23 protein-coding genes and 1 pseudogene are annotated in these 25283 nt (G+C 70.7%); 15 read left to right on the top strand and 9 right to left on the bottom strand.

The window, feature by feature from the left end; translation table 11 throughout:
* Positions 1-7: 7 nt before the first annotated feature.
* From QK442_RS05805 to QK442_RS05790, 4 genes are all read left to right on the top strand, one after another.
* On the top strand, positions 8-1180 hold the full coding sequence (locus QK442_RS05805) for an argininosuccinate synthase (protein WP_282692717.1): 1173 nt from the start codon (positions 8-10) through the stop codon (positions 1178-1180).
* A 17-nt stretch (positions 1181-1197) separates the two neighbouring features.
* The gene (locus QK442_RS05800) at positions 1198-2145 is read left to right on the top strand and encodes a methionyl-tRNA formyltransferase (protein WP_282692716.1); all 948 of its coding nucleotides are present in this window, start codon (positions 1198-1200) and stop codon (positions 2143-2145) included.
* A gap of 73 nt (positions 2146-2218) precedes the next feature.
* Entirely contained in the window at positions 2219-3070 is an 852-nt protein-coding gene (locus tag QK442_RS05795) for an EamA family transporter (protein WP_282692715.1), read from the top strand.
* 132 nt (positions 3071-3202) lie between these two features.
* Positions 3203-3688, top strand: a complete 486-nt coding sequence (locus QK442_RS05790; RefSeq protein WP_282692714.1) for a hypothetical protein — start codon at positions 3203-3205, stop codon at positions 3686-3688.
* 165 nt (positions 3689-3853) lie between these two features.
* On the opposite strand, the gene QK442_RS05785 is transcribed toward QK442_RS05790, so the two are convergent.
* Both QK442_RS05785 and QK442_RS05780 read right to left on the bottom strand, forming a co-directional pair.
* Positions 3854-4633 carry an enoyl-CoA hydratase/isomerase family protein gene (locus QK442_RS05785; protein ID WP_282692713.1) on the bottom strand — a complete coding sequence of 260 codons (780 nt, stop codon included), beginning with the start codon at positions 4631-4633 and terminating at the stop codon, positions 3854-3856.
* 88 nt (positions 4634-4721) lie between these two features.
* Positions 4722-4922, bottom strand: coding sequence for a hypothetical protein (locus QK442_RS05780; protein ID WP_282692712.1), 201 nt, complete (start codon positions 4920-4922; stop codon positions 4722-4724).
* Positions 4923-5325: 403 nt separating this feature from the next.
* On the opposite strand from QK442_RS05780, the gene QK442_RS05775 reads away from it, so the two are divergent.
* The 3 genes from QK442_RS05775 to QK442_RS05765 all read left to right on the top strand — a co-directional run bounded on the left by QK442_RS05775 (position 5326) and on the right by QK442_RS05765 (position 8925).
* The gene (locus QK442_RS05775) at positions 5326-6336 is read left to right on the top strand and encodes a LuxR C-terminal-related transcriptional regulator (protein WP_282692711.1); all 1011 of its coding nucleotides are present in this window, start codon (positions 5326-5328) and stop codon (positions 6334-6336) included.
* A 125-nt stretch (positions 6337-6461) separates the two neighbouring features.
* Positions 6462-7616, top strand: a complete 1155-nt coding sequence (gene argJ, locus QK442_RS05770; protein WP_282692710.1) for a bifunctional glutamate N-acetyltransferase/amino-acid acetyltransferase ArgJ — start codon at positions 6462-6464, stop codon at positions 7614-7616.
* A gap of 529 nt (positions 7617-8145) precedes the next feature.
* Positions 8146-8925, top strand: coding sequence for an IclR family transcriptional regulator (locus QK442_RS05765; protein WP_282692709.1), 780 nt, complete (start codon positions 8146-8148; stop codon positions 8923-8925).
* A gap of 109 nt (positions 8926-9034) precedes the next feature.
* On the opposite strand, the pseudogene QK442_RS05760 reads toward QK442_RS05765, so the two are convergent.
* The 3 genes and pseudogenes from QK442_RS05760 to QK442_RS05750 all read right to left on the bottom strand — a co-directional run.
* Positions 9035-9313: pseudogene (locus QK442_RS05760) on the bottom strand (type I glyceraldehyde-3-phosphate dehydrogenase); the annotation flags it as partial.
* Positions 9314-9369: 56 nt separating this feature from the next.
* Positions 9370-10875 carry an ISL3 family transposase gene (locus QK442_RS05755; RefSeq protein ID WP_282692802.1) on the bottom strand — a complete coding sequence of 502 codons (1506 nt, stop codon included), beginning with the start codon at positions 10873-10875 and terminating at the stop codon, positions 9370-9372.
* A gap of 147 nt (positions 10876-11022) precedes the next feature.
* The gene (locus tag QK442_RS05750) at positions 11023-11892 is read right to left on the bottom strand and encodes a carbonic anhydrase family protein (protein ID WP_282692708.1); all 870 of its coding nucleotides are present in this window, start codon (positions 11890-11892) and stop codon (positions 11023-11025) included.
* 433 nt (positions 11893-12325) lie between these two features.
* Here QK442_RS05750 and QK442_RS05745 point away from each other — a divergent pair, with 433 nt between their 5' ends.
* Both QK442_RS05745 and QK442_RS05740 read left to right on the top strand, forming a co-directional pair.
* Entirely contained in the window at positions 12326-13243 is a 918-nt protein-coding gene (locus tag QK442_RS05745; protein WP_282692707.1) for a M12 family metallopeptidase, read from the top strand.
* 85 nt (positions 13244-13328) lie between these two features.
* On the top strand, positions 13329-14462 hold the full coding sequence (locus tag QK442_RS05740; protein ID WP_282692706.1) for a hypothetical protein: 1134 nt from the start codon (positions 13329-13331) through the stop codon (positions 14460-14462).
* An 18-nt stretch (positions 14463-14480) separates the two neighbouring features.
* On the opposite strand, the gene QK442_RS05735 is transcribed toward QK442_RS05740, so the two are convergent.
* A complete protein-coding gene (locus QK442_RS05735; RefSeq protein ID WP_282692705.1) occupies positions 14481-16541 on the bottom strand; it encodes a serine protease in 2061 nt (686 codons plus the stop codon).
* A 14-nt stretch (positions 16542-16555) separates the two neighbouring features.
* Positions 16556-16987: a peptidoglycan-binding protein gene (locus tag QK442_RS05730; protein WP_282692704.1), complete on the bottom strand. Its 432-nt coding sequence runs from the start codon at positions 16985-16987 to the stop codon at positions 16556-16558.
* Between the two features lie 238 nt (positions 16988-17225).
* On the opposite strand from QK442_RS05730, the gene QK442_RS05725 reads away from it, so the two are divergent.
* On the top strand, positions 17226-19475 hold the full coding sequence (locus QK442_RS05725) for an endonuclease (RefSeq protein ID WP_282692703.1): 2250 nt from the start codon (positions 17226-17228) through the stop codon (positions 19473-19475).
* Positions 19476-19563: 88 nt separating this feature from the next.
* On the opposite strand, the gene QK442_RS05720 is transcribed toward QK442_RS05725, so the two are convergent.
* A complete protein-coding gene (locus QK442_RS05720) occupies positions 19564-20529 on the bottom strand; it encodes a pirin family protein (protein WP_282692702.1) in 966 nt (321 codons plus the stop codon).
* A 145-nt stretch (positions 20530-20674) separates the two neighbouring features.
* Here QK442_RS05720 and QK442_RS05715 point away from each other — a divergent pair, with 145 nt between their 5' ends.
* The 4 genes from QK442_RS05715 to QK442_RS05700 all read left to right on the top strand — a co-directional run bounded on the left by QK442_RS05715 (position 20675) and on the right by QK442_RS05700 (position 23240).
* The gene (locus tag QK442_RS05715) at positions 20675-21019 is read left to right on the top strand and encodes a tetratricopeptide repeat protein (protein ID WP_282692701.1); all 345 of its coding nucleotides are present in this window, start codon (positions 20675-20677) and stop codon (positions 21017-21019) included.
* Positions 21020-21071: 52 nt separating this feature from the next.
* A complete protein-coding gene (locus tag QK442_RS05710) occupies positions 21072-21518 on the top strand; it encodes a DUF6153 family protein (protein WP_282692700.1) in 447 nt (148 codons plus the stop codon).
* 90 nt (positions 21519-21608) lie between these two features.
* Positions 21609-22241 (top strand): DUF305 domain-containing protein, encoded by a 633-nt coding sequence (locus QK442_RS05705; protein WP_282692699.1) that lies wholly within the window; start codon positions 21609-21611, stop codon positions 22239-22241.
* A 132-nt stretch (positions 22242-22373) separates the two neighbouring features.
* Complete coding sequence (locus tag QK442_RS05700; protein ID WP_282692698.1) at positions 22374-23240, top strand: F510_1955 family glycosylhydrolase; 867 nt, start codon at positions 22374-22376, stop codon at positions 23238-23240.
* 60 nt (positions 23241-23300) lie between these two features.
* On the opposite strand, the gene QK442_RS05695 is transcribed toward QK442_RS05700, so the two are convergent.
* Positions 23301-24773: an NAD(P)/FAD-dependent oxidoreductase gene (locus QK442_RS05695; protein ID WP_282692697.1), complete on the bottom strand. Its 1473-nt coding sequence runs from the start codon at positions 24771-24773 to the stop codon at positions 23301-23303.
* A gap of 114 nt (positions 24774-24887) precedes the next feature.
* On the opposite strand from QK442_RS05695, the gene trxA reads away from it, so the two are divergent.
* On the top strand, positions 24888-25253 hold the full coding sequence (gene trxA, locus QK442_RS05690) for a thioredoxin (RefSeq protein WP_282692696.1): 366 nt from the start codon (positions 24888-24890) through the stop codon (positions 25251-25253).
* Positions 25254-25283 lie beyond the last annotated feature (30 nt).

The raw sequence follows: 25283 nt of genomic DNA, 5'->3' as shown, positions 1-25283 counted from the left end.
AGAACGCATGAAGATCGTGCTCGCCTACTCCGGAGGGCTCGACACCTCCGTGGCCCTGCACTGGCTCAAGGAGAAGTACGACGCCGAGGTCATCGCCTTCTGCGCGGACATCGGTCAGCTGGAATCGCTGGAGGCCGTCCGGGACCGGGCCCTGCGCACCGGCGCCTCGAAGGTCTACATGGAGCCGCTCTCCGAGCGCTACCTGCGGGACTTCGCCCTCCCCGCCCTGCAGGCGCACGCCCGTTACGAGAACAAGTACCTGGTGGCCGCTCCGCTCTCGCGGCCGCTGATCGCCCAGCGCATGGTCGAGATCGCGCACGCGGAGGGCGCGGACGCCGTCGCCCACGGCGCCACCGGCAAGGGCAACGACCAGGTGCGCTTCCACACCAGCGTGACCGCGCTCGACCCCGGCCTGAAGGTGCTCGCCCCGGTCATCGACTGGGAGCTGACCACCCGGGAGTCCGAGATCGCCTACGCCCGGGAACACGGCATCGAGGTGTCGGTCACCAAGGAGAACCCCTACAGCATCGACACCAACATCTGGGGAACCAGCATCGAGTGCGGCGAGCTCGACGACGTCGAGCAGGCCCCGCCGGCCCGGGCGTGGCAGCTCACGGCCGATCCCAAGTCGGCCCCGGACCGGGCCGAGCGGATCACCGTCGGCTTCGAGGGCGGCGTGCCGGTCGCCCTCGACGGCGAGAAGCTGGAGCTGACCGAGCTGGTGGGCCGTCTGAACACCGTGGCCGCGCGCCACGGCGTGGGCCGCGTCGACATCGTCGAGAGCCGCATCGTCGGCTTCAAGACCCGCGGCATCTACGAGGCTCCCGCCGCGACCGTGCTGATGGCCGCGCACGAGGAGCTGGAGGCCGTCGTCCTGGACCGCGAGACGCTGCATCACAAGCAGTCGCTCGCGCTGCGCTACGCCGAACTCGCCTACTACGGCTACTGGTTCTCCGACCTGCGCCGTGCCCTCGACGGCTTCGTCGCCACCCTGCAGCCGCAGGTCAACGGCGAGATCACCATGGAGCTCTACAAGGGCTCCTGCACGGTGGTCAGCCGCAGGTCCCCGAACTCCCGCTACAGCGGTGCGCTCGCCACCTACGAGGCGGGCGACACCTTCGACCACAAGGCGGGCGCCGGCTTCGCCTACGTATGGTCCCTGCCGCTCACGCGGCCGTGACCGGAAAGGCAGCATCCATGCGCGTCGTCTTCATGGGCTACCAGACCTGGGGCACCCGAGTCCTGGAAGCCCTGCTGGAGTCCGAACACGAGGTCCCGCTCGTCATCACCCACCCGGCGAGCAACCACGCCTACGAGACCATCTGGAACGACTCCGTCGCCGGCATGGCCGAACGGCACGGCATACCCGTCCTGGTCCGCAAGTACGCCAACGACGAGGAGGTGGCCGAGCGCCTGCGGGAGCTCCGGCCCGACCTGCTGGTCTCCTCGGACTGGCGCACCTGGGTCGCTCCGGAGATCTACGCCCTCGCCACCCACGGCGCCATCAACGTCCATGACGCCCTGCTGCCCCGCTACGGCGGCTTCGCGCCGCTCAACTGGGCGCTCGTCAACGGCGAGCCCGAGGTCGGCGTCACCGTCCACTTCATGAACGAGGACTTCGACCTCGGTGACATCGTGGTCCAGAAGCGCGTGGCCGTGGCCGACAAGGACACCGTCACGGACCTCTTCCACAAGACCATCGACCTGTTCGCCCCGGCGGTCCTGGAGTCGCTGGAGCTGATCGGGTCCGGGCGCACCGACTGGACCCCGCAGGACCCGGCGCAGGCCACCTTCTTCCACAAGCGGTCCATCGAGGACAGCCGGATCGACTGGACCTGGCCCGCGAGGGACATCGTCAACCTGACCAGGGCCCAGGTCGACCCGTACCCCAACGCCTTCGCGTACTACAAGGGGGAACGCATCCGCGTCCTGGCCGCCTCGGTGTCGTCCGCCCGACTCGGCGGTACCGTCGGCCGGGTCTTCCGCCCGGAGGGCGAGGGCGTGGCGATCGTCTGCGGCCCCGGCGCACGCGGCGGTTCGGAGTACGGGGTGGTCGTGGAGCGGGTCCGCACGGACGACGGCGTCGAGCACCGGGGCGTCGACTTCTTCCGGAGCATGGGCGGCTATCTGACCAGCCACCCGTGACCGTCTTCCGACCCGTTCCCCGGGGAGGCCCGTCCGCGGGCCTCCCCGGGCTTTCTCTCCCAAGGAGTTCCTGGTGAACCTGTTCCTGGCCCTCGCCTCGGCGATGGTGCTCGGCGCGGGCGATTTCGTCGGCGGACTCGCGGCCAAACAGGCCCGAGCCGTCGTCGTGGTCGTCTGGTCGAACACCGCCGGGCTGGCCACCGCGCTCGTCCTCGTCGGTCTGCTCTCCCCGTCGGGCAGCAGCTGGCACGAGGTCCTGTGGGGCTCACTCGCCGGTCTGTGCGGAAGCGCGGGGGCCGTGCTGCTCTACCGGGCGCTGGCCGGCGGCGTGATGAGCCTGGTCGCTCCGACCACCGCGGCCGCCGCGGCCGCGTTGCCCGTCCTCGCCGGCGTCCTGACGGGCGACCGGCTCACCGCCGTGGCCGTACTCGGCGTCGTGTGCGCCCTCGCCGCCGTCCTGCTCGTCTCGCTGAGCGGAGACGGGGCGGAGGGGACGGTCGACCGGCGCGCGTCGCTGCGCAGCCTCGGCCTGGCCCTGCTCGCCGGTGCCGGGTTCGGCGCCTTCTTCGTCTTCCTGGCCCGCACGCCGAGCGACACGAGCCTGTGGCCCCTGGTGTGGGCCCGCTGTGCCTCGCTCACCGCGATCCTGCTGCTGGTCGTCGTGGTCCGCCGCACCTCACCGAGGCTGTCCGGCCGGCCCGCCCGGCTCGCCCTGCTCTCCGGTGTGCTCGACATGGGGTCGAGCGCGCTCTTCCTCATCGCGGTCAGGGACGGAAGCCTGGCGATCATCGGGCTGCTGGCGTCGTTGTACCCGATCAGCACCGTGCTGCTGGCGCGGGCGGTGCTCAAGGAGCGCATCCGGGGGATCCAGCACCTCGGAGTGGCCCTGGCCGTGGGCAGCGTCGTCCTGCTCGCCTGGAACTGATCCTCGGCACGTCGTCGCCCGTCCCCTCAGCCCTTGGAGGTTCCCGTGCCCGCCACCGATCCCATCCTGCCGCCGTCGAGCGGAATGATCCGGAGAAGCGGATCCACCGCCCGTGAAGAGGACGCCGGGCCCGTGACGGTTCCGGTCGACACGCTCGCCGCGCGGCCCGCCCGCTCCCTCCCCGACACCGTCCGTTACGAGTTCAACGGACTGGTCCTCACACTGCCCCCCTGGCGGTCGCTCCCCGCCGACCTGCCGGGGAGGTCCGGCGGCGACATGGTGGAGCTCCTGCGCGCGGTCGCCGGGGAGGACCGGATCCGCGAGCTGGCCGCCGCGGGCCTCACCCTGGGCCACCTGGAGGCCATCGGCGAGGACTGGCGCCGCCGTGACGAGCCCGACAGCGGGCCCGGCCGGCTCCTCCCGGCCGGCTCCCGTCCCGAACCCCTCGCGGGGGAAGCCCGCGGCTGGAGGAAGCTCCTCTCCCGGCGCGCCCTCCGGGTCCGGACGGGCACGGCCGCCGAGAGGTCGGCGCGGGTCCTGCACCTGCCGGGACCGGACGGTGCGGCGCTGTCCCGGGACCGGGCCCGGGAGGTCCGCCCGCCCCGGACCGGGACATGACGAGAGAGACCGCCGCTTCGGTCGAAGCGGTGGTCTCTGGTATGCGGTCCTTCTCGGCTGCGGTCTCTCTCGTCTGCGGTCCTTCTCGGCTACGGTCTCTCGTCTGCGGGCTCTCTCGGCTGCGGTAGAGACGGTCCTGCGCGCGGCCGACCAGGAGGGTGGTGGTCAGTCCTTCCCGATGATGCGCTTCATGCGCTGCTGCGCCTCGCCGGCGGAGAAGGCCGTGCGGTGGGACCGCTTGCCCTCCTCGCGCACCCGCTGCAGACCTCGTACGAAGGGGCCGTTCACCCGCGAACGGGTCGACTGCACGGCGGCCTTCGTGTAGCCGGCGATGCGGCGCGCCCGGTCGAAGGTCCGGTCCAGCAGCTCCTCGGGCGCGGTCACCTCGTGCAGGAGCCGGTCCTGGAGCGCGCGCTCGGCCGGCCACTCGTCGCAGGTGTAGAGCATGTCCTGCATGACGCTGCGGCCGACCACCGCCTCCAGCATGTAGCCGCCGAAGTTGCAGGCGATCCCGACGCGGAACTCCGGCATCACGAGCTTGGCCGAGCTGCTGCCGATGCGCAGGTCGCAGCAGAGGGCGATCTGCAGCCCTACGCCTATCGCATAGCCGTCGATGGCGGCCACCACCGGCTTGGAGATGCCGGCGATGGTGCTGTACAGCGTGGTGATGTCGTCGATCCACGCGTCGACCTCGTCGCCGCCGTGGAACTCCGACACCTCGTTGAAGTCGCCTCCGGCGCCGAAGGACCGGCCCGGCCCGCCGTAGAGGACGACGCAGGCGACGTCGTCGTTGCCGTCCAGGTCGAGCATGAGCTGGGTCAGTTCGCGCATGCGCGCCCTGCTGAACGGATTCTGCTCATGCGCCTGCGAGAACTCGACGAGGGCGACCCCTTCGGGCAGCAGCTCGCATTCCATGCTCGCCGGCACAGTGCTGATCAATGACACCCAACAGTCCTTTATGAAGATCGGATTCTTTTCGACCCCGCCGCGGGTCCGGCTGACGACCGTCACGCGGTCGACGGACGGGCGCGTCTCAGCCCCAGGCGAAGTCGTCCTTATCCGACGTGAATTCCGTCTGCTGATGGGCCGCCGCGAGGTGGGGCGCGGACGGCGCGAGCTCGGCCGGCCCGGCGGCCGCCAGTCCTGCCGCGGCGCCGACGGAGACCGCGAGAGAGGCCACCCTGCGGGAGAGCGGGATCCGGTTCGAACGGATGGTCATGTGGCGCGTGTTCATGTGATGTGACTCCCCCATGAAGGACGATCTCCAGCCAGGGAGGTCTGCATCGCCCCGGCCGAAACCTCAGCATGGTCAGGCGCCGGGTGCCGGTACAGAGCTGACGGCTGTCCGCGAGCGGACATGACGGAAAGTGGACATGGACGTTTTCGTCTCAGATGTTGGACGTTCAGAAACTGAGAGAACGAAGCCTCGGAGTCGAAGGATCTGCAGGGAAAGCCGCACTCACCGAAGGATCCTCAGGCCGCACAACGCCCGACACGCCCAATCTCCACAAATCATCCCTAAGTACACGTGTCCACTTCGCGACACTCACCTTCCGGCCATGCGGTTGGATGCATGCCTATGCGGGGATCGAGGTCGTCGCTGTCAGGCCGGTCACTCAACAGGGGGGTGTCGACGTATGGCCGAGGAGGCTGACGTCGTCCAGGAGCTGTTCCGTTTCCTGGTCGCCGCACCGGGATCCACCCTGCGGCACGCGCAGGAACAGATCCAGGCCGAAGCCGAGGAACTCGGCTCCGCGATGGACCTGTTGGCCGACCACGGCCTGGTGCGGTCGAGCCCCGCGCACCCGGTGCCCGTGCCGGTGGCGCCCGAGGTCGCCCTCGCCCGGATCCTCGAACGGGAGGAGGAGTCGCTCCGGCGGCGCCTCGACGAGCTGCGGCGGAAGAAGAGCATTCTCGCCGCACTCAGCGAGAACCTGATGGCCATGCAGGTGGCCGGCCGAGGGGGCATCGGGGTGACCCTCCTGGAAGGCGAGGGCGAGGTGGTCTCCGCGCTGGAGAGCGCCGCCGTCCGGGCCCGCAAGGAGGTCCTCAGCATGCATCCGGGCGTGCCGCTGTCGGCCAACATGCTCACGGAGAGCATGGAGCGGAACCACCAGGCCCTCAAGCGCGGTGTGGCCATGCGCTCGATCCACCTGGACTGCATGCTCCGCATCCCCTACGGGCGGGCCCATCTGCGGCACCTGCAGGAAGCGGGTGCCGAGGTGCGCGTCGCCTCCGTGCTGCCCCTCAGGCTGATCGTGGTGGACGGGGTGCTCGGCTACGCCTCCACGCCGCCCCGCGAAGGCCGTTTCGCCGCACTGGAGTTCAAGGGCCCGGAGGTCGTCCACGTCCTCCTGCAGATGTTCGAGCACTGCTGGGTGCACGGAGCCGTGGTGCCACCCCTCGACGAACCGGTGTCCCGGGGCTCCCAGGAGCCTTCGGGCGCGGCCGACGCCGAACTCGACGAGCGGGAGCGGGCGCTGGTCCGGATGCTCGCCGAGGGGCTCAAGGACGTGGCGATCGCGCGGTCCCTGGGCGTGTCCTCGCGCACGCTGCGCCGGCTGATGACCGACGTGATGGACCGACTGGAGGCCGACAGCCGCTTCCAGGCCGGTGCCCGGGCGATGGCCCGGGGCTGGCTCGACTGACCCACGGCGACGAGAGGGGGCGGGGGCGGAACTCGTCGCCCGCCGACGCCGCCCGCCTCAAAAGTTTAAGTATGCTGCTCATGACATTTTGATGCAGCCAGAGTCTGAGTGAAAGGTGATCGGCCATGGGCCTGGAAGTGCCTCGAGGGTTTCGCTCGTACAGCGCCAACATGGGACTGAAGGACACCGCGCACGACTACACCGTGGTGGTGTCGGAGGTCCCGGCCGTCTCCGCGGCCGTCTTCACCAAGTCGCGCTTCGCCGGCCCGAGCGTCGTCCTCAGCCGTGACGACGCCGCCCTGCAGCGGAGCCGGGGCATGGTGGTCATCTCCCGCAACGCCAATGTGGCGACCGGGAAGGTCGGCGCGGCGCACGCCGAGGAGGTGCGCAGGCTCACCGCGGAGAAGGCCGGGGTCCTGCCCGAGGAACTGGTCATCGGTTCGACGGGCGTGATCGGGCGGCCCTACCCCATCGAGAGCATTCGCGAGGGCATCGCCAAGATGCCGACGCCCCTGCCGCCCGCCGACTTCGAGGCGGCGGCCGCCGCCATCATGACCACGGACACCCGCGCCAAGTCCGTACGCCTGCGGTGCGGTGACGCCGTCGTCGTGGGCATCGCGAAGGGCGTCGGCATGATCGAGCCCAACATGGCGACGCTGCTGACCTTCTTCTTCACCGACGCCGAACTCGAAGCCGAGCGGCTGGACGCCGTCTTCCGTCGGGTGATCGACAAGACGTTCAACGCGCTCAGCATCGACACCGACACCTCGACCAGCGACACCGCGGCCGTGTTCGCCAACGGGCAGGCGGGGCCGGTGGACGAGGCGGAGTTCGAGGAGGTGCTGTACCAGGCCGCGCTGTCGCTGGTCCGGAACATCGCCTCGGACGGCGAGGGCGCCACCAAACTCCTTGAGGTACGGGTCACCGGCGCCCGCGACACGGCCCAGGCGAAGCGGGTGGGCAAGGCCGTGGTGAACTCCCCGCTGGTGAAGACCTCGGTGCACGGCGCGGACCCCAACTGGGGACGCGTGGCGATGGCCATCGGCAAGCTCGAGGACGAGGTCGACATCGAGCCGGTCCGGGTGAGCATCCACTACGGCGAGCTGGAGATGTTCCCCGAGGAGCCGGACGACGCCATGCTGGAGCGCGCCCGCGCCTACCTCTCCGGGGACGAGATCGTCATCCGCGTCGATCTCGGCATCGCGGACGGCGAGTTCACCGTGTACGGATGCGACCTGACCGAGGGGTACGTCGACCTCAACTCCGGTTACACCACCTGATTCCCCAGCGGCCCGGGAGCCGCTCACGATGAAGTGAAGGGAACCGACCCATCCGGCCGGTTCCCTTCACTTTTTTCTTTTACGGAATCCGCCCCCGGCCCGCTCGGGGCTGTCGGCGACGCTCGGCCGGTCGCGTCGCACAACAGAGTCCGCGCGTCATGCCCATGGCTCGCCCAGCGCACATTTCTCTCGCCTGCGGTTCGCGTCTCGCAGACCACCGGCCTTCGGCTTTCTTCGGTCCTTTTCACGAGCCTGCCGGAAAGGCGCTGTGACGCTTCTCGTTTCTGCCGGTGCCACGGCGGCGTCCCGGTGCCACGACGGCCGCCTCGCGGCGCGCGGTACGGACCCGGGGCCGGCTCCCCCTGCCGGGTGGGCGGTCTCACGTCACCGGAGGGAGGGCGGACCTCCGCGCCCCGGGCCCGGCGAGCTTCACGATCACCGCGTGGACCGGAACGGATGGGTCAATTCTCCGGTAGTAGTGCCATGTTCTCTGAACGGTGCTCAGCAATACTGAATGTGAGTAAGAGACATGGTGCAGTCCGTTCAGCGCGCGGCACGCATCCTGCGGGAACTGTCGACGTCGGGCCCCCGTCTGGGCGTCACGGAACTCGCTGAGCGTGTCGGCGCCTCGAAACCGTCTGTGCACGCGCTGCTGCGCACCCTCGAGGCCGAGGGCCTGGTGCGCCAGGAGAAGGAGACCAACAAGTACCTCCTCGGGCCCGCCCTGCTCCGCCTCGGCAATTCGTACCTGGAGACGCAGGAATTGCGGTCCCGGTCGGTCGCCTGGGCGGAGACCTTGGCCGAGCGCTCCGGCGAGGCGGTCTGGGTGGCGGTGCTGGACGACGACCGGCACATGTTCGTCGTCCACCATGCCTTCCGGCACGGCAGCGGCGTGCAGATCCTGGAACTGGGCGCCACGATCCCCTGGAACACCTGCGCGCTCGGCAAGTCCCTCGTGGCGTTCCTGCCGCAGCAGCGGCAGAAGGAGATCCTGGCCGGCCCCCTGGCCCGGCTGACGGGGAAGAGCGTGGTCGAACCCGCCGTACTCGCCGACCAGTTGGCGGAGACCCGGCAGACGGGATACGCACTGGAGGACCAGGAGAGCGCGCTGGGAGAGGCCGGCATCGCCTCGCCCGTGTTCGACCGGTACGGCGAACCGGTGGGTGCGATCGGCATCGTCGGGCCCGTCGAGCGGCTCCTGAGCGAGGCCGACCGGCAGCGGCACGCCGTGGCCGTACGCGAGGTGGCGACACTCCTCTCGCGCGAGTTCGGTGCGGGCCGGGGCGTCGCCTGGCGCGTCACCGACTGACCGCGACCGACCGCGAGCCCTGGGGACGAAACCGCCTCGGCCGTGCCTCGCGCGGTGCTTCGGAGCACTGGCGGCGGCACGGCCGAGGCGGTGGACGAGGGAAGGGCGCTCAGGCCCGCGCACCCAGCAGGCGTACGACGTCGACGACCCGGTGCGAGAAGCCGGACTCGTTGTCGTACCAGCCGAACACCTTCACGTGGCGGCCGTCGCCCGTCACCGTGGTCAGCCGGGAGTCGAAGACATAGGACGCCGGGTCGCCGACGATGTCGCTGGAGACGATGGGGGCGTCCGTGTAGCGCAGCACCCCGGCCAGCGGTCCGGCCGCCGCCTCGGCGAACGCCTCGTTGACCTCGTCGACGGTGGTCGGCCGCGACAGGTACGCCGAGAGGGGGTCTGTCAAACGAGCGGCTCTGGCCCGTAGTCGGTGGTGACTCCGGGTAGCCATCAGGGCAGGAGGATGCGGTGGCGGAGGAGGTCGAATCCGGCGCGTCCGTGCATCTGTCTCATGATCCTCTTGGTGCGAGTGTTGACGCCCTCGGTGCGGCCGTTGTGGTACGGCAGGGTGAGGCCGGCGTCGACGGCGGCCCGGTCGATTTCGAGGCCGCTGGTGAAACTGTGCAGGTGGGGCAGTGCGCCAGCGCGGGCGGTGGCGATCCACTCGGTGAGTTTCACGTCGTTGCCCTCGGCCGGTTTCAGCAGGGCAGCGAAACCGTGTACGAGACCGGCGAGCGCGGTCATTTCCGGGCAGGCCGCGGCGATCTCCTCCAGCAGGGTCGTTTCCTTCGGGCGCAGATTCTCGGGGTCGGTGAGCAGGAGCCGGCTGGCGTGGCGCGGGGTGGTGACGGGGCGGTCGCCTTCGGCGCGACCCTGGTTGAGGTAGCGGACCAGCAGGTTCGCGCTGCCGGTGTAGCCCAGTTCCCGGATCTCTTCGAGGGGGTGGGTGACCGGGACGGCCGGCTCCTCAGCTCGACGACGGCGCAGGTGGTCGCGGTAGGGGTCGACGAGGGTGGGCCGGTAGGCGGGCGCGATGCGCAGGGCCTGGGGTTCGGGCATGCGGGCGTAGCGTTTGACGGTGTTCAGAGCCACGCCCAGGCGGCGGGAGCAGTCGAGCAGGCCGACGCCCTGGCCGAGGAGGTCGTGGACCTTGTTCCAGCGCTCGCGAGTGGTCTGCTCACGCACTCCGCCGGGACGGGGCGGGTTGATGGTGGCCCAGCAGCCGGCATGCGCGCGGACTTCGAGCTGGACCTTGTCACAGAGGTTCCGCCAGAGGTGCCATCGGTCACTGACCTGCACCGCATTGGGCAGAGCCCGGCGGACTGCTTCGGCATAGGTGGCCGAGCCGTCCCGGCAGACGACCTCGATCCCGGCATGTTCGCTCAGCCAGGACTCCAGTGTGGCGGCCTCGCGGTCGGGCAGGACCGCGACGCGCCTGCCGGTCTCGGCATCCGTGATGATCGTGGCGTAGCGGTGGCGGCGACGCAGAGCGAAATCGTCCACGCCGATCACCCGCGGGACCGCCTGCCGCGGCAACGGCAAGCGTCGCAGATGACGCAGCGTGGTGCTGCGTGAGACGGGTATGGCCAGCAGACCCCCGAGGCGTGCGGCCGCCCGGCCGCATAACTCCCGTGCCACCTGGGATATCTGCCAGGCGAGCCGCACCGTGCGGCGCTGATGACGCTCCAGCAGGCCGGGAATCTGCTCGCGGAAGGTCTGCCGCCGACAGCCCAGGACCGGACAGACCAGCCGCCGCACACGCAGGCGCACGACGACCGGGCGGCCGTCGACCGGCACGTCGGCCAGTGACCGGCGGTGATAGCCGTGCACCTTCGCCGTCGGTATCCCGCAGACCGGACAGGGCACCGCCACATCCCGAGTGCGAGCCGTGAGCACGACCGCGTCACCGCCGTCCGTCACGTCCTCGACAACCAGTGCGGACAGCCCGGAAAACACCGTCCGCATAAGGTAGTTGGCATCCATCACGAGATCATGATCAAGGGCAGCTACCCGGAGTCACCACCGACTACGGGCCAGAGCCGATCGTTTTACAGTCCCCGTGTCCATGCCCAGGGTGCGGGGGACAGCGGCGCCCGCGGCCGGCTACTTGTCGACGACGGTGAGCTTGCGCTCGTTCAGCGGCTGGGTCGGCCGGTTGCCCTTCGGGAACATCGCCTTGTACGCGGCGACCTCGGCCGGGGCGACCCGGACCGGGTCCTTGAGTACGGTCCATTTGACGCCCTCGGTGCAGGGCGGGGTCGTCAGCGAACCCCCATACCGGTACTGGTCGCGGTCCCCGGGCAGGAACGCGGTGAGGTCGAAGGCCTGAGTGATCTTCACCGGGGCGCCTTCCTTCGGCGGCAGCTTCTTGAAGAGGTCCGCGAAGGCGGAGGCGCCGGCCTTCTCGTCCATCAGCACGCCCACGACGGCGAGTCCGCCGTTCTTGTCGGCGTGCACGAAGTGCAGCTCCATCGCGGTGTGCCTGCCCTCCTCCGTGTGCTCGCTGGGGAGGTGGAAGTGGAACTGCTTGAGGTCGTAGGAGGTGCCGTCGACGACGATTCCGCCGCCGGCGGAGACGTTCGCCTGGACGGTGTGGCCGTTGTTCACGAGTTCCGCCGTGACGGGCTCGTAGTCGATCGTGATCGCCTTGTCGGCCGGGGCCTCGGCCGCCTTGGCGTCGGCCAGGTCGATCGGGGACTGCTCGTGCCCTGCCTCGCACGCCTCGAAGTCCTCGGCGAGGGAGGCCCAGTTCATCGGAGCCTCGGCCCCCTCGTAGCCCCAGTGGACGCCCTCCTTCTTCTCGGCCTTCCCGCCCTTTCCGTCGGAGTGCGGCGAGGCGGCCGCGGCCGGTGAGGTCTTCGCGTCCGCGCCACCACCACCGCCACCGCCCCCGTCGGCGCAGGACGTGGCCGTGAGTGCGGTGAGGGTGGTGAGCACGGCGATCGCGGCCATACGTATGAGACGGGAGGGCATGCTTGTTTCCACCTCGGGAAGGTCGGCTGGATCACGGGGCTCGGGCACCCGCGGGTGCCGGCCTCCACTCTTGGGCCCCGTCGGCCGGCACAGAGACAAGCTCTGAACAAGGGAGAGCAAAACAAGGTAATGGTTATTCAAATATCAACCGCTGTTCGACCGTGCCGAGAAGAGCCGACTCCACGTGCCTGACCTCGCGCGCGAAGGCCCGCTCAGCGCCCGGACCCTGCGGGGCGGCGCCACGCCCGCGGGCTGCGACTCTCCGCACCGTGGGCGAACCCGCCCGCGTCGGTGGCCGTGCGGTGCGGCCGCGTCGGTCACGCAACCCGGATGGAGGCGTCAGCCGGCCGACGGCACGTGGAACACATGCGCCGTGGGACACCCCTCCTCCATGCCCCGTCCCGGCCCCCAGGCCCCGCACCTGAGGTGAGCGATGAACGCAAGACACTCCGAGTCGACCGGCCGCGCGAAGAAGACAGCGGCCCGCACGGCACCGTCAGCGCGCAAGACGACGGCCGTGTCGGGAGGCCGGCGCACCACGAGCGGCGCGGACCCCGACACCGGCGGCGACGGCCAGGACGAGTACCGGTCCGGTCCCGTGGTCGGCATGGCGCTGGGTGACATCGTGCTCGGCACGGTCGAGGACGTGGGGCGCGCCACCGATGCCGGCCCGGCCCCGTTCGCGCTGGAGTCGCCGGGCATCACGGGCGCCAGGCTCCGGCGGCCGAACGCCGCCGTGTCCTGCGAGACCGACCGGTCCCTGCCGAACCAGCAGCGCGTGACGGACGCGATCGCCCACGGGGAGTCGCGCACCCGCAACCGCTTCCGGCAGCGGACCGCCGCCGACGCCGCGCAGTTCCCGGACTTCGTGCGCTGCGTGCCGGGCAACGGGTACCCGTCGCACGTGGGCCGCCAGGATGGCCCGCGGGTCATCACGCTCGGCCCCCACCGCACCACCGGAAACACGAGCCACGAGATCGGTCACGAGATCGGTCACGAGATCGGTCACGAGATCGGGCTGTGGCACGAGCAGAGCCGGAACGACCGCGACCGGTTCATCACCATCGACTTCACCGACATCGCCCCGGGCAACCAGCACGATTTCCTGCGGCACATCACCGACGGGAACGACCTCGGTCCGTACGGCTACGGCTACAGCGCGTTCGCCGTCGACACCAGCAGGCCGGGCATCACCGCGCGGCAGCCTGTCGCAGCTGGAGGTCACCGGCTTCGAACCGGCCGGCCTCTCCGGCCTGCGCGTCCACATCGACCTCGCCGGAACGGGCGGCCTGGACGCGGGCGACCTGATCGGCACCCAGTCGCTGCCGGTGACGCGGGACGCCCTCCGTGACCTGCGCGCCCCGGTCAGCGTCGTGCGAGGCCGCCCCGCTGACGATCCGTCAGTACAGTCACCCCCTTCAGGAGTACTTCCACACATGAGCCGCTTGACGAGGTTGCTGACTTTCGGCCGGGAACGTGAGGGGCGGAGCGCGCTGCGTTCCTGGGATCTCAACGAAGAGGGGCGTGCGAACGTCGAAAAGGTCCGGGCCTTCGTGGAGGCGAGGGAGAATGCGACCCCTCTCACCGACGAGGATCAGGCGTTCCTGAAAGCCGGGTGCAATGAGCTCAAGAAGGCTGACGATCTCCTGAGAATCGATCTTCAGCGCAGAACGTCTTTCGGGTCGCTTGTGACCGCCGCCCAGATTCACCTCAATGCCGCCCGCTTGTTCTGGCTGAGATCCTTCCTCTCCTCCCCGGACAAGTTCGCTCCCTACCTACCCGGGTTGCGGGCGGACATCGAGGAACATCTGGAAGCGGGCGATCCTCGCAGGCTGGCGGTCGAGGCGATCGTTCCGGACTCGTTGACGGACAAGGATCTGGTGAAGATCCTCGATGCCGTCGAAGTCGCCCACGGTGTCGCCCTCCGCGAGAAACTGCGCGCCAGCAGCTTTGTGCGCATCGTCCTGCGGGTGGCCGCCTTCCTGTTCCTCCTCGCAGTGAGTGTCGCCGTACTCACCGCCGTGTGGAAGGATGCGGTGCCCCTGTGCTTCAATCCGCCGCAGACCATGCAGGACGCCGGGGTGAACTCCCCCGTCGACTACACGGTGGTCTGTCCCGCCGGCAGCGATGAGGCGCCTCAATCGCAGGAGCTCGACGAAAATTTCCGAGCGGTCGCCTCATCGGGTGACTACATCCTCGTCGAAGTCGTCGGTCTGGTGGCGGCCGGCGTCGCAGCGGCTTCGGCCTTGCGGAAGATCAGGGGAACGTCCACTCCCTATCAGATCCCGGTCGCCCTGGCCGCGTTGAAACTGCCGGCGGGCGCCCTCACCGCTGTACTCGGCCTGCTCCTCATGCGCGGGGGATTCGTACCGGGGCTCAGTGCGCTCGACTCCTCGGCGCAGATCATCGCCTGGGCGATCATCTTCGGGTACTCGCAGGAGCTGTTCACCAAGTTCGTCGACAAGCGGGGCCAGATGGTTCTGGACTCCGTGCGCGGGCCCGCGAGCCCGCCACCGGCTGAGGACTGGCTCCCCATGCCTGCGGCGGGCACCAAGCGGAAGGCCCAGTAGCCGGGCATGCCGGTTTCGTCACGCCGCGCCGATGATGTTCCCGATCGCGGCGGCGACCTCCGGGTGGGTGAGGTACTCCTCGATGTGGTGCGCCCGGTCGCGGGCGTTGGCGACGGCCAGATCGGTCAGCTCACCCTTCCAGCTCCTGCCGAGCGGGCATCCGATGGCGACGGCGTCGGTCGGGCACCAGGCGTTGACCCAGCGGGCGACCCGTTCGGGACGCTTCGGACCTCCGACGAGGAGCCGACGGTACACGGCGTCCAGCCCGAGAGGGCTGCCGGCCGTGACGAGCACGGCGATGTCGACCTCCGCGGCGAGCCGGGTGATGAGGTCCATGCCGACGACGGTGCCGAGGCTGTGGGTGACGAGGACGAGCTCGCCGGACGTGGGCACCGAGGCGAGCACGGCGTCCAGGACCGCGTCCCGGACCTCCGGATCGTCGAGGTACGCGGCGACGTCACGGAGGCTCGTGGCGATGACCCACTCGTCGACGTCGGTCTTGGCCGCCAGCCAGCTCAGTTGCCGTTGCAGCGCCCCGACCACCGAGCCGCCGAACCGCTCGGTGGCCAGCTCGTCGTCACGGGGCATCCCCGCGTTCGCCGCCGCGTCGGCGATGAGCTGCTCATAGGTGCCCCGGGCCGGACCGGCGGGCGCACACGCCTCCGCCACGAGGCCGGCGGCCGTCATCTCCACGTACGGGCGGGGGACGGCTTCTTGGTGCGGGACGCCCGGCACCAGTGTGTCGCCGTAGAACGGGAACCAGACGTCCGCCGGGTCGATCGGTGTGAGCCCGGCACGGGTGAGCCCGTGGTTGAGCCCGGCGGACCAGTCACGGCGGAGGTCCTCGGGGACCTTGCCCTGCTGGCTCCTGCCGTGCAGGAACACGAGGTGCCGGTTGCCGCCGAAGGCGGTTTCCCTGGCGCGCAGGCCGACGCGTGCGACGGTGCTCTCGCGCGCGGCTCCCGAAGCGGCGGCGGGGGTGGCTTCCGGTGAGCCCGCTGTCGGCGCGGAGGCCGATTGCGGCACCGGCGCCGGGGCGGTCTCCTGGAGTCCGGATTCCAGGCCCATCTCGGCCAGCAGAGCGCGCCGCGCCGGATCCAGCGGCACCGTGGCGAGGTGCTTGAGGAGGGAGCTGACGCGTACGCCTTCGTTCGCGATCCAGGCGATGGCGTCGTCACCGTCACCGGACTGCCACACCTTGCCGTCGTGGCGCAGGATGCGGCCCTGCTCGTCCTTCTCCGGCACACCGCTGTGGTGCAGAGCCACCACTTCCCACTGGTCGTTGAAGACGGGCGAGCCGGAGCTTCCCTGCTCGGTGTCGGTCTTGTAGTGGATGAAGTCGTCCAGCCGCACTTGAAACGCGTTGTCGCGGACGGCGATCTCCTTGAGGCGTCCCCTGGGGTGGCCGATCACGTTCACCGGCTCACCGATCACGAGCTTGCCGAGCTGGACGCTGAGCCTGTTCCACCCGAACACGTCTCCCGGCTGCCGGCCGTCCTCGGTGGGGCGGACCAGCACCACCGCGACGTCGAGCCGCTTGTCCGCGACGAAGAAGGCGCCGGGATCCAGTTCCAGTCGGGTCGACACACCGGGGGTGTTGTCGATGGTGACCTGGGCGTCGAACTCGACGAGACACTGCTGCGCGGACGTCGCGTCGGGCAGGACGTGGTGGTTGGTCATCAGCAGGCGCGGCGACACGAGGAAGCCGGTGCCGATCGGTATCTCGCGACCGTTCTCCCGGGCGGAGACGCGGGCGACGGTGCGCGCCGCGCGTGCGCCGCGCGGCAGGAAGCTCCACGCCTGCAGTTCCTTGGAGATGCCGATGATGCGTTCGTACGCGGCGGGCGCGGTCAGATGGTCCTCGCGGATGCTCTCCACCGCCGCCGCGGTGGGCACCGCCTGCCGGTCGAGGAGCCGTGCGGCGCGAACGGCGATCGCTCCGGGCGAGTCCGGGAACTCCACCCCGGCGTCCAGCTGCCGCTCCACGTTGTCGCGCTGGGCGCTCGTCCTCCGATACCGCTCGGCCGCGGCCTCGGCCTGCCTCAGCCCTTCCGCTCGCATGCGGTCCGTCACTGCCATGGCCGGCCCTCCGCCTAGGCGTAGACGTCACTGGGAGACGGGACCCGGAGCTTGGTCCACGACTTCGCTCCCGGCCAGCCGTCCGCGTCCGCGCCCCCGTATCCGAGCTTCCGCTGCCACATGGCGTAGGAGTCACGGTGCTGTGTGTTCCACTGAGACGGTGGGCCGCCCTGACCGTATGCCGAGCACCTCTCTTCGATCAGGCGCGCTCCCATCAGGCTGATGATGGGGCTGTTCGGTTCCGTTTTGAACCATTCGGCTCCCGGGAAGGGGACGTAACCGGACTGATCCTGCCTGACGATCACCCGTTGGCCGATCTTGATCACGTTCGGGTCGCGGATATCGTTCCACGCCTGAAGCCGCTCGACCGTGGTGCCGAACCTTCGGGCAAGTTCGTACAACGTGTCGCCCGTCTCGACTATGTGATACGCGCTTTCTGTTCCCATGTCTTTGATGCTAGGCGCATCCAACATTGCGTGCATGCGGGGGTCCGGGGATTCGCCGGACAGGGGTATCCGTACTCAATCCCACGCCTGAGCGGGCATGTTGGCGTCACGCCAGGACTCTGCGAAGCATCTGATTGACCATGTGACATTTGAATCGGCGACCACGGGCACGCGAGAAGAATTCTGAGACACCAGCGCACATGATGGTAGGGGGAGCCCGAGAACCACGGAGTCGTTCATGACCACCGCAGAATACGTTTCCGAGGCGGAAAAGGATTATCTGGCGCAGCTGGAGAGAGCCGGGAATCGCTTCGAGAGCCGCGCCGCACAGCGCGAGAAAACCCGTCGGACCATCGAGCGCCGGGGCGTGCTGTACGCCGACGAGCCCGATCGGATCAAGAAGCGGCTGGCGCGGCTGAACGCCGACTGGTCACTCGCCACGTCGATCGAGCGCCTGCCGACCGAGCCCCTCGCGTCGACGGGAAGCACTCTCCCGCTGACACCGGAATCCTTCGGCACCGATGTGCTGGGCCTGGAACGCCTGATGGGACGTAACAATCTCATCGGGGTGGCGTTCCTGGAGGGCGGGCATCTGGCCGCCCGGTCGATCGGGCGGGTGACCGTCAGAGCACCGGCGGGCGTGCACCACGGCACTGGTTTCATGGTGTCGCCCTCGCTCCTGATGACGAACAACCACGTACTGCGGAGCCCTGAGGAAGCGGGCCGCGCCGTCATCTCGTTCAACTTCCAGGCGGGGCTCGACGGTGTCCCGCTCGTCCCGGTGACCTTCGCACTGGAGCCCCAGAGGTTCTTCGAGACCGATCGCGACCTGGACTTCACCGTGGTCGCTGTGGCCGACGTCAGTCAGCGAGGAGAACGGCTCGCCGACTTCAACTGGCTGCCCCTGGACGGAACGCAGGGCAAGGTCATCCTCGGGGAATTCGTCAACATCATTCAGCACCCCAACGGCGAGCCCAAACAGCTCGCGCTGCGCGAGAACCAGATCATCGACCTGCTGGACCGCTTCGCCCACTACGAGACCGACACCGCGCCCGGCTCCTCGGGATCCCCCGTCTTCAACGACCAGTGGGAGGTCGTCGCCCTGCACCACTCGGCCGTGCCGAAGACCGACGGCGACGGCCGTCCCCTGGCCCTCGACGGAACGGTGTGGCGGCCGGGGATGGGTGAGCACCGCCTGGCGTGGAAGGCCAACGAAGGCGTGCGCATCAGCCGGGTACTGCAAGCGCTGAGCCGACGCACACTGACCGGGGACGCGGCCCGGTTGCGCGACGAGTTGTTCCAGTCGGCGGACACGCCGAGGCCGGCCGAGGGCGCGCCGCACACGACGGCCGCGGCGACAGCGGCCTCGGCAGGCGCGGCAAGGCCGCCGGCGGCCGACGGGTTCGCGCCGTCACCGCCGAACGGCTTGGCACGGTCGGCCCCGGGCGCCGTCGTGGGTCTGACCGTGCCGCTGCGGATCACCGTCGGCGTCAGCCTGCCGACCCCCGAGCAACCGGCCGGAGGTCAGCCCGGTGCCGGTATGCCCTCGATCGGGGCGGCCGTCGTCCTTCCCTCCCCCTTCCCCTCGGCAGGACGGATGGACGGCGACTCCGCCGCCGGAGCTGCCGAACGGGACCTGCAGGCGGCCCTTCGCAACCTCCGGCTCGGGGAGCGGCGCGCCTACTACGACCGGAACGCCGACCGCGCCGCGCGAGACGCCTACTACGCGAGCGTCGACGACCGCGCGGACGGCGACGCACTGCGTCGCGCGCTGACCGAGCTGCTGCGGGAGACCCACGAACGCCGCCCCTCCTACGCCCCTTCACGGTTGGTCTACCCATGGGTGGACCTGCACCCCGACCGTCTCCTGCGCAGCGTCTACTCCGGCAAGACCTTCACCGCGGAGGAACTCATCAGGGCCGACGCCACCGCCGGGGCGGCCCGGCTGAAGGGCCTCCAGGAGTTCCTGCTCCGGGAAAGCACGGCGGGCTCGGCGGAACTCGCCGCGGAGCTGGACGCCCTGGAGGCGTCACTGCCCTTCAACTGCGAGCACGTCGTCCCGCAGTCCTGGTTCGCCAAGCGCGAGCCCATGCGGGGCGACCTGCACCATCTGTTCGCGTGCGAACCGAAATGCAACAGCTTCCGCGGCAACATCCCGTACACCGACTTCCCCGGCTTCGGCGAGGCCGTACGGCCGGAGTGCGGCATGCGCGAGAAGACGGGATTCGAGCCGGAGCACAGCAGGGGGGCCGTCGCCAGAGCCACCTTGTACTTCCTGCTGCGCTACCCCAAGACCGTCGGTGACACGCCGCAGGAGTTCCCCGAGGAACGGCTGCCCGTCCTCCTGGACTGGCACGACAGCGAGCCCGTGACCGAGTACGAGTCGCATCGCAACGCGGCCATCGCGGAGATACAGGGCAACCGCAACCCTCTGATAGATCACCCGGACTGGGCCCGGAGCATCGACTTCTCCGGCGTCTGGCCATGAGCACGGCCGTCACCGAGAGGGGCGTCGCCCCGTGTTGCCGGGTACCGGCGCCGTTCGTGTCCCGGCGGCGGGAGCACAGCGCCGTGGATCAGCGCACCCTCCCCCGCGCCTTCAGCTGCGTCGCCGGCACCTCCGGCGCGGCCAGACGGCCGCCGTCGTACCCCTTGACCTCGCCGAAGCGGTCGCCCGTCATCCAGTCCTCGCGCGCCTGGCGGATCTCCTCGTCGGTGCGGCCCACGAAGTTCCACCACATGACGATCTCCTCCTCGAAGGGTTCGCCGCCGAGGAGCATCAGGCCCGCGTCGGAGGCGGCGCGGAGGGGGAGGGAGGTGCGGCCGCAGCCGAGGTAGAGCATGGAGCCGGGCAGGACGGGGACGCCGTCGACGTGGGCCTCGCCGGACATGGCGAGGACCGCGTACTCGAAGTCCGGGTCGAGGGGCAGCTCGGTCTCGGTGCCGGCGGCGAGGGCGAGGTCCGCGCCGACGAGCGGGGTGTACGTGGTGCCGGGCGAGGTCGCGCCGTCGAGGGAGCCGAGGATCACCGTGGCGGTGAGGCCGGGGGCGGTGACCTCGGGCAGGTCGGCGTGGTGCTGGAAGTGCGGCTCGACGTGCCGGTGGGCGTCGGGCAGGGCGACCCAGAGCTGGGCGCCGTGCAGGAAGCGGGCGTGCGGCCGGGGGCTCTCCTCGGAGTGGGAGATCGCCCGGCCCGAGGTCATGAGGCCCAGTTCGCGGGGGCGGATCGTCTGGAGGCTGCCGGTGGAGTCGCGGTGCAGGACCTCGCCCTCGTGCAGCCAGCTGACGGTCTGCAGGCCCATGTGGGGGTGGGGCGGGACCTGCATGCCGGGTTCGTCGGCGATGTCGTCGGGGCCGTAGTGGTCGACGAAGACCCAGGCGCCGACCATCCGGCGGCCGAGGTTGGGCAGCAGTCTGCGCACCTCCGTCGACTCGCCGAGCCGGACGTGACGGGGGCTGAGGAGTTCGCGTACGGGCTCGGCGACGACGAAGCCGCGGCCACCGCACACGGCGAGCTCGGCCTGGCGGTCGAGATTGCTCATGGGGATCGACACCTCTCCAGTGGGGTCCGGTCCCGTGGGGCCGGGGAAGGAAAGCGATAGTGGAATGTTCAACTTATCTTCGGTGTTGACGAGGGCGGGCCACCCACAGGGTGGCAGATCCGGCACCCCGGAACAGGGAGAGCAAGTGAGCGACACGTACTACGAGTTCGGAACGGCCGCCGACCGCTGGAGCCGCGCGCGGCTGTTCTTCGACGCGAAGGAGTACCAGACCGCCGTCCGCATCCTGCGCGGCCTCGTCGCCGAGCACCCGGACCAGACGGCCCAGCGGCTGCTGCTCGCCCGCGCCTACTACCACTCGGCCCAGCTCCGGCTCGCCGAGGACGAGCTCCGCGCCGTCCTGGAGCGCGACCCGGTGGAGCACTACGCCCGGCTGATGCTCGGCCGCACGCTGGAGCGCCAGGGCCGCGACGCGGAGGCCGCCCCGCATCTGCGGCTGGCCGCCGCGATGAGCGGCGACCTGCCGTCCTGACGCGGATCTGATACCCCGGCACGGTATGGTCGGGGCCCAGGAGGTCCTGATCATGCCCACACCCCGGCCGCGCCACGGCGAGCGAGCGGGAGGTGCCCTCGCGCACCTCCTGCTCGTCGTCGTGCTCACGCTCGGGGTGTTCATGATGCACTCGGTGGGCCATCCCGAGGGGGCGTCCTCCGGTGCGACCGGCACGACCGGGGCCCCCGCAAGCGCCGGGGCGCACGCGAGCACCGGGGCGCATGTGCCGGGCACCTCCGGCGCCCACGGTTCCACCGAGCACGACGAGGGCCACGCTCCCGGCTCGGGGATGGACATGACCACGCTCTGCGTGGCCGTCCTCGCCGGCTGGCTGCTCGCCGGTCTCGTCCGGGCCGCGCTCCGCCGCCGCCCCGACTGGCTCGTCCTGCTCCTCGCGCGGCTCGCCGCCACGCCCGGGCCGCACGCCCCGCCGCGCCGCCCGCCCGACCTCGCCCTGCTGTCCGTCCTGCGGATCTAGGCCGTACCGCCTCGCCGCGGGCCGCTTCGCGCCGCCCGCGTCCCACCGGTACCAGCCATCATCCGTACGTACAGCACCCGAGGTATCACCATGCGTACTTTCCTGAAGCGCACCCACCGCACCTCCCGCACCCTCGCCCTGGCCGGCGCCGTCGCGGGGGCCGCCCTGCTCCTGGCCGCCTGCGGCGACGACGGCTCCACGGACGGGACGGGCCAGGGCCCGACCACTTCGGCCTCGGCCCCCGCCTCGGCTCCCGCCTCCGACTCCTTCAACGACGCGGACGTGACGTTCGCGCAGATGATGATCCCCCACCACCAGCAGGCCCTGGAGATGGCGAAGCTCGCCGACGGGCGCGCCGAGGACGCCGACGTCAAGAAGATCGTCGCCGCCGTCGAGCAGGCGCAGGACCCCGAGATCCAGAAGATGAAGGCGTGGCTCAAGGGCTGGGGCAAGCCCGAGTCCGCCCACGCGGGCCACTCGACGGCCTCGATGGCCGGAATGATGTCCGAGCAGGACATGAAGGACCTCGCCGCCGCCAAGGGCAAGGACTTCGACCGCACGTTCGCCGAGCTGATGATCGCCCACCACGAGGGAGCGGTGGAGATGGCGAAGGAGGAGCAGAAGAACGGCGGCAACGCCGAGGCCAAGGCCCTCGCCGCCGATGTGGTCCGCACCCAGTCGGCCGAGATCGCCGAGCTGAGGAAGATCCTCGAACGCCTCTGATCCGCGGCGGCCGGGGCCTCGAACGCCCCGGCTTCGCGGCTGTCCCGGGCCCGCCCCGACCTCTCGGGGCGGGCCCGGGCCCGTGACGTCCCTTCCTCTCCCCCTGCGAAGCCTCCCCCTGACGAAAGAACGATGATCAAGCATCGCCTTCCCCGGGCCGCGGCCGCCTCCGCCGTGGCTGTCCTCTCCCTCGCCCTGACCGCCTGCTCACAGCCCCCGGATCCCGGCGGAGAGGCAGGCTCCGCCCTCGCCCACATCCACGGCCTCGGGCTCCACGACGGCACCCTGTACGTCGCCACGCACCAGGGGCTCTACTCCCCCGGCCCCGGCGACACCCCCGTCCTCGTCGGCGACCGGCGGGACGACTTCATGGGCTTCACCGTCGCCGACGACGGCACCTTCCTGGCCGGCGGCCACCCGGCGGCGGGCGGTGACGGCCCCTCCGACCTCGGGCTCATCGCCTCCGCCGACTCCGGCCGCACCTGGACGGAGAAGTCCCTCGGCGGTGAGGTCGACTTCCACTCCCTCGACACGGCGGGCGGGACCGTCTACGGGTACGACAGTACGAACGGGCGGCTGCGGGTCACCCGCGACCAGAAGACCTGGGAGGACCGCGCCTCCCTCCGCGCCCTCGACATCGCCGTCTCCCCCACCGACCCGGAGACCGTGCTCGCCACCACCGAGACGGGCGTCGCCCGCAGCACCGACGGCGGCAGGACCTTCGCGCCCGGCAGCGGGCAGGTGCTCGCGTACGTCTCCTGGGGCGCGGCCGACGCGCTCTACGGCATCTCGCCGGACGGGGACCTCTTCCGCTCCGGGGACGGCGGCGCAGCGTGGACCAGGGTCGGTCCCGTGCCCGGCGGCGGTCCGCAGGCGCTCACCGCCGTCGACGCGCGCCGGCTGCTCGTGGCCACGGCGGACGGCGTGTACGAGTCGAAGGACGCGGGCCGCTCGTTCGTCCGCCGGATGGAGGTGGCGTCCGGGGCGGACGGGCACTGAGCGGAGCCGTACAGAAAGGCCCTGAGCGGCCGGGGCGCCCTCGACGAGGTCCCCGCGTGCTCAGGCGCCGTCCCGGTACGCCTCCAGGAGGCGGAGCCAGACCTCGCTGAGGGTCGGGTACGAGGGGACGGCGTGCCACAGGCGGGCGATCGGCACCTCGGCGGTGACGGCGACGGTCGCGGCGTGGAGCAGTTCGCCGACGGCCGGTCCGACGAAGGTGGCGCCGAGCAGGACCTCGCGGTCGAGGTCGACGACGAGGCGGGCCCGGCCCCGGTAGCCGCGGGCGTAGAGGCCCGCGCCGGCGACCGAGCGCATGTCCACGTCGACCGCGCGGACCCGGTGCCCGGCGCGTTCGGCCTCGGCCAGGCTGACTCCGACGGCCGCGGCCTCCGGGTCGCAGAAGACGACCTGCGGGACGGCCGCGTGGTCGGCGGTGGCGGCGTGCGGGCCCCAGGGCGCGGCCTCGGGGAGCGGGGTGCCGGCCGCGCGGGCGGCGATCGCGCCGCCCGCCATCCGTGCCTGGTACTTGCCCTGGTGGGTGAGGAGCGCCCGGTGGTTGACGTCCCCGACCGCGTAGAGCCAGTCGCTGCCGGTGACGCGGAGGCTGTCGTCGACGTCGAGCCAGGAGCCGGGTTCCAGACCGACGGTCTCCAGGCCGATGTCCTCGGTGCGCGGGGCGCGGCCGGTGGCGAAGAGGACCTCGTCGCCCTCGACCGCCTCGCCGCCCTCCAGGACCACGGTGACGGGGCCGGTGCCGCCGTCCCGTACGACCGCCGCCACGTCGACGCCGGTACGGACGTGGGCGCCGCGCGCCCGCAGGGCCTCCGCCACCCGTTCGCCGACGAAGGGCTCCATGCGGGGCAGCAGCCGGTCGCCCCGGACCAGCATCGTGACGTGGGAGCCGAGGGCGTGCCAGGCGGTGGCCATCTCCACGCCGACGACGCCTCCGCCGACGACGACCAGGCGTCCCGGCACCCGGTCGGCGCTGGTCGCCTCGCGGCTGGTCCAGGGGCGGGCGCCGGCGAGTCCGGGCAGCGGGGGCAGGACCGGGCGGCTGCCGACGCAGACGGCCACCGCGTGCCGGGCGGTCAGCACGTGGTGCTCGCCCTCGGGGCCGTCGACGGCGACCCTGCGGGGCCCGGCCAGGCGCCCGTGGCCGCGGTAGACGCGTGCGCCGATCGAGTCGAGCCAGTCGACCTGTCCGTCGTCCTTCCAGTGCCCGACGGTCTCGTCCCGGTGCGCGAAGACGTCCAGGGCGTCCAGCGGGCCGTAGACGGCCTCGCGGAGGCCGGGGACCTTTCGGGCGTCGGAGCGGGCCAGGACCGGGCGGAGCAGTGCCTTGCTGGGCATGCAGGCCCAGTAGGAGCACTCGCCGCCGAGCAGTTCGGCCTCGACGACGGCCGCGGTCAGACCGGCCGCCCGTACCCGGTCGACGAGGTTCTCGCCGACCGGTCCCGCGCCCAGGACCACCACGTCGTACGCGTGCGCGTGCTCGCGTGCGGACTCCTGCTCGTTCGCCACCGTTCGCGTCATGGGAACCAGTCTGGTGGTCAGGGGCCGGAATAGCGCGGCTCGATACGCCGTTGTGCGGGGCGAGTCCCGAGGGGACCGTCCAGGGACACCACCGGAGACCGGAGAGGCGGAAGCATGAGCACCATCGAGCTCACCAAGGACAACTTCGACGAGGTCGTGAGCGGGAACGACTTCGTCCTGATCGACTTCTGGGCTTCCTGGTGCGGACCCTGCCGTCAGTTCGGCCCGGTCTACGAGGCCGCCTCCGAGCGTCACCAGGACCTGGTCTTCGCCAAGGTCGACACCGAGGCGCAGCAGGAGCTGGCCGCCGCCTTCGAGATCCGGTCGATCCCGACGCTGATGATCGTCCGCGACAAGGTGGCCGTGTTCGCGCAGCCGGGCGCCCTGCCGGAGGCCGCGCTCGAGGACGTCATCGGCCAGGCGCGGAACCTGGACATGGACGAGGTGCGCAAGGCGGTGGCGGCCCAGCAGGCCGGATGACCCGGACGCCCCGCGTACAGGTGAGAGCCC

The organism is Streptomyces sp. CC208A, from assembly GCF_030010625.1.
Lineage (GTDB): Bacteria > Actinomycetota > Actinomycetes > Streptomycetales > Streptomycetaceae > Streptomyces.
Note: the sequence above shows the minus strand (reverse complement) of the source record. Positions and strands in the feature narration are given on the sequence as shown.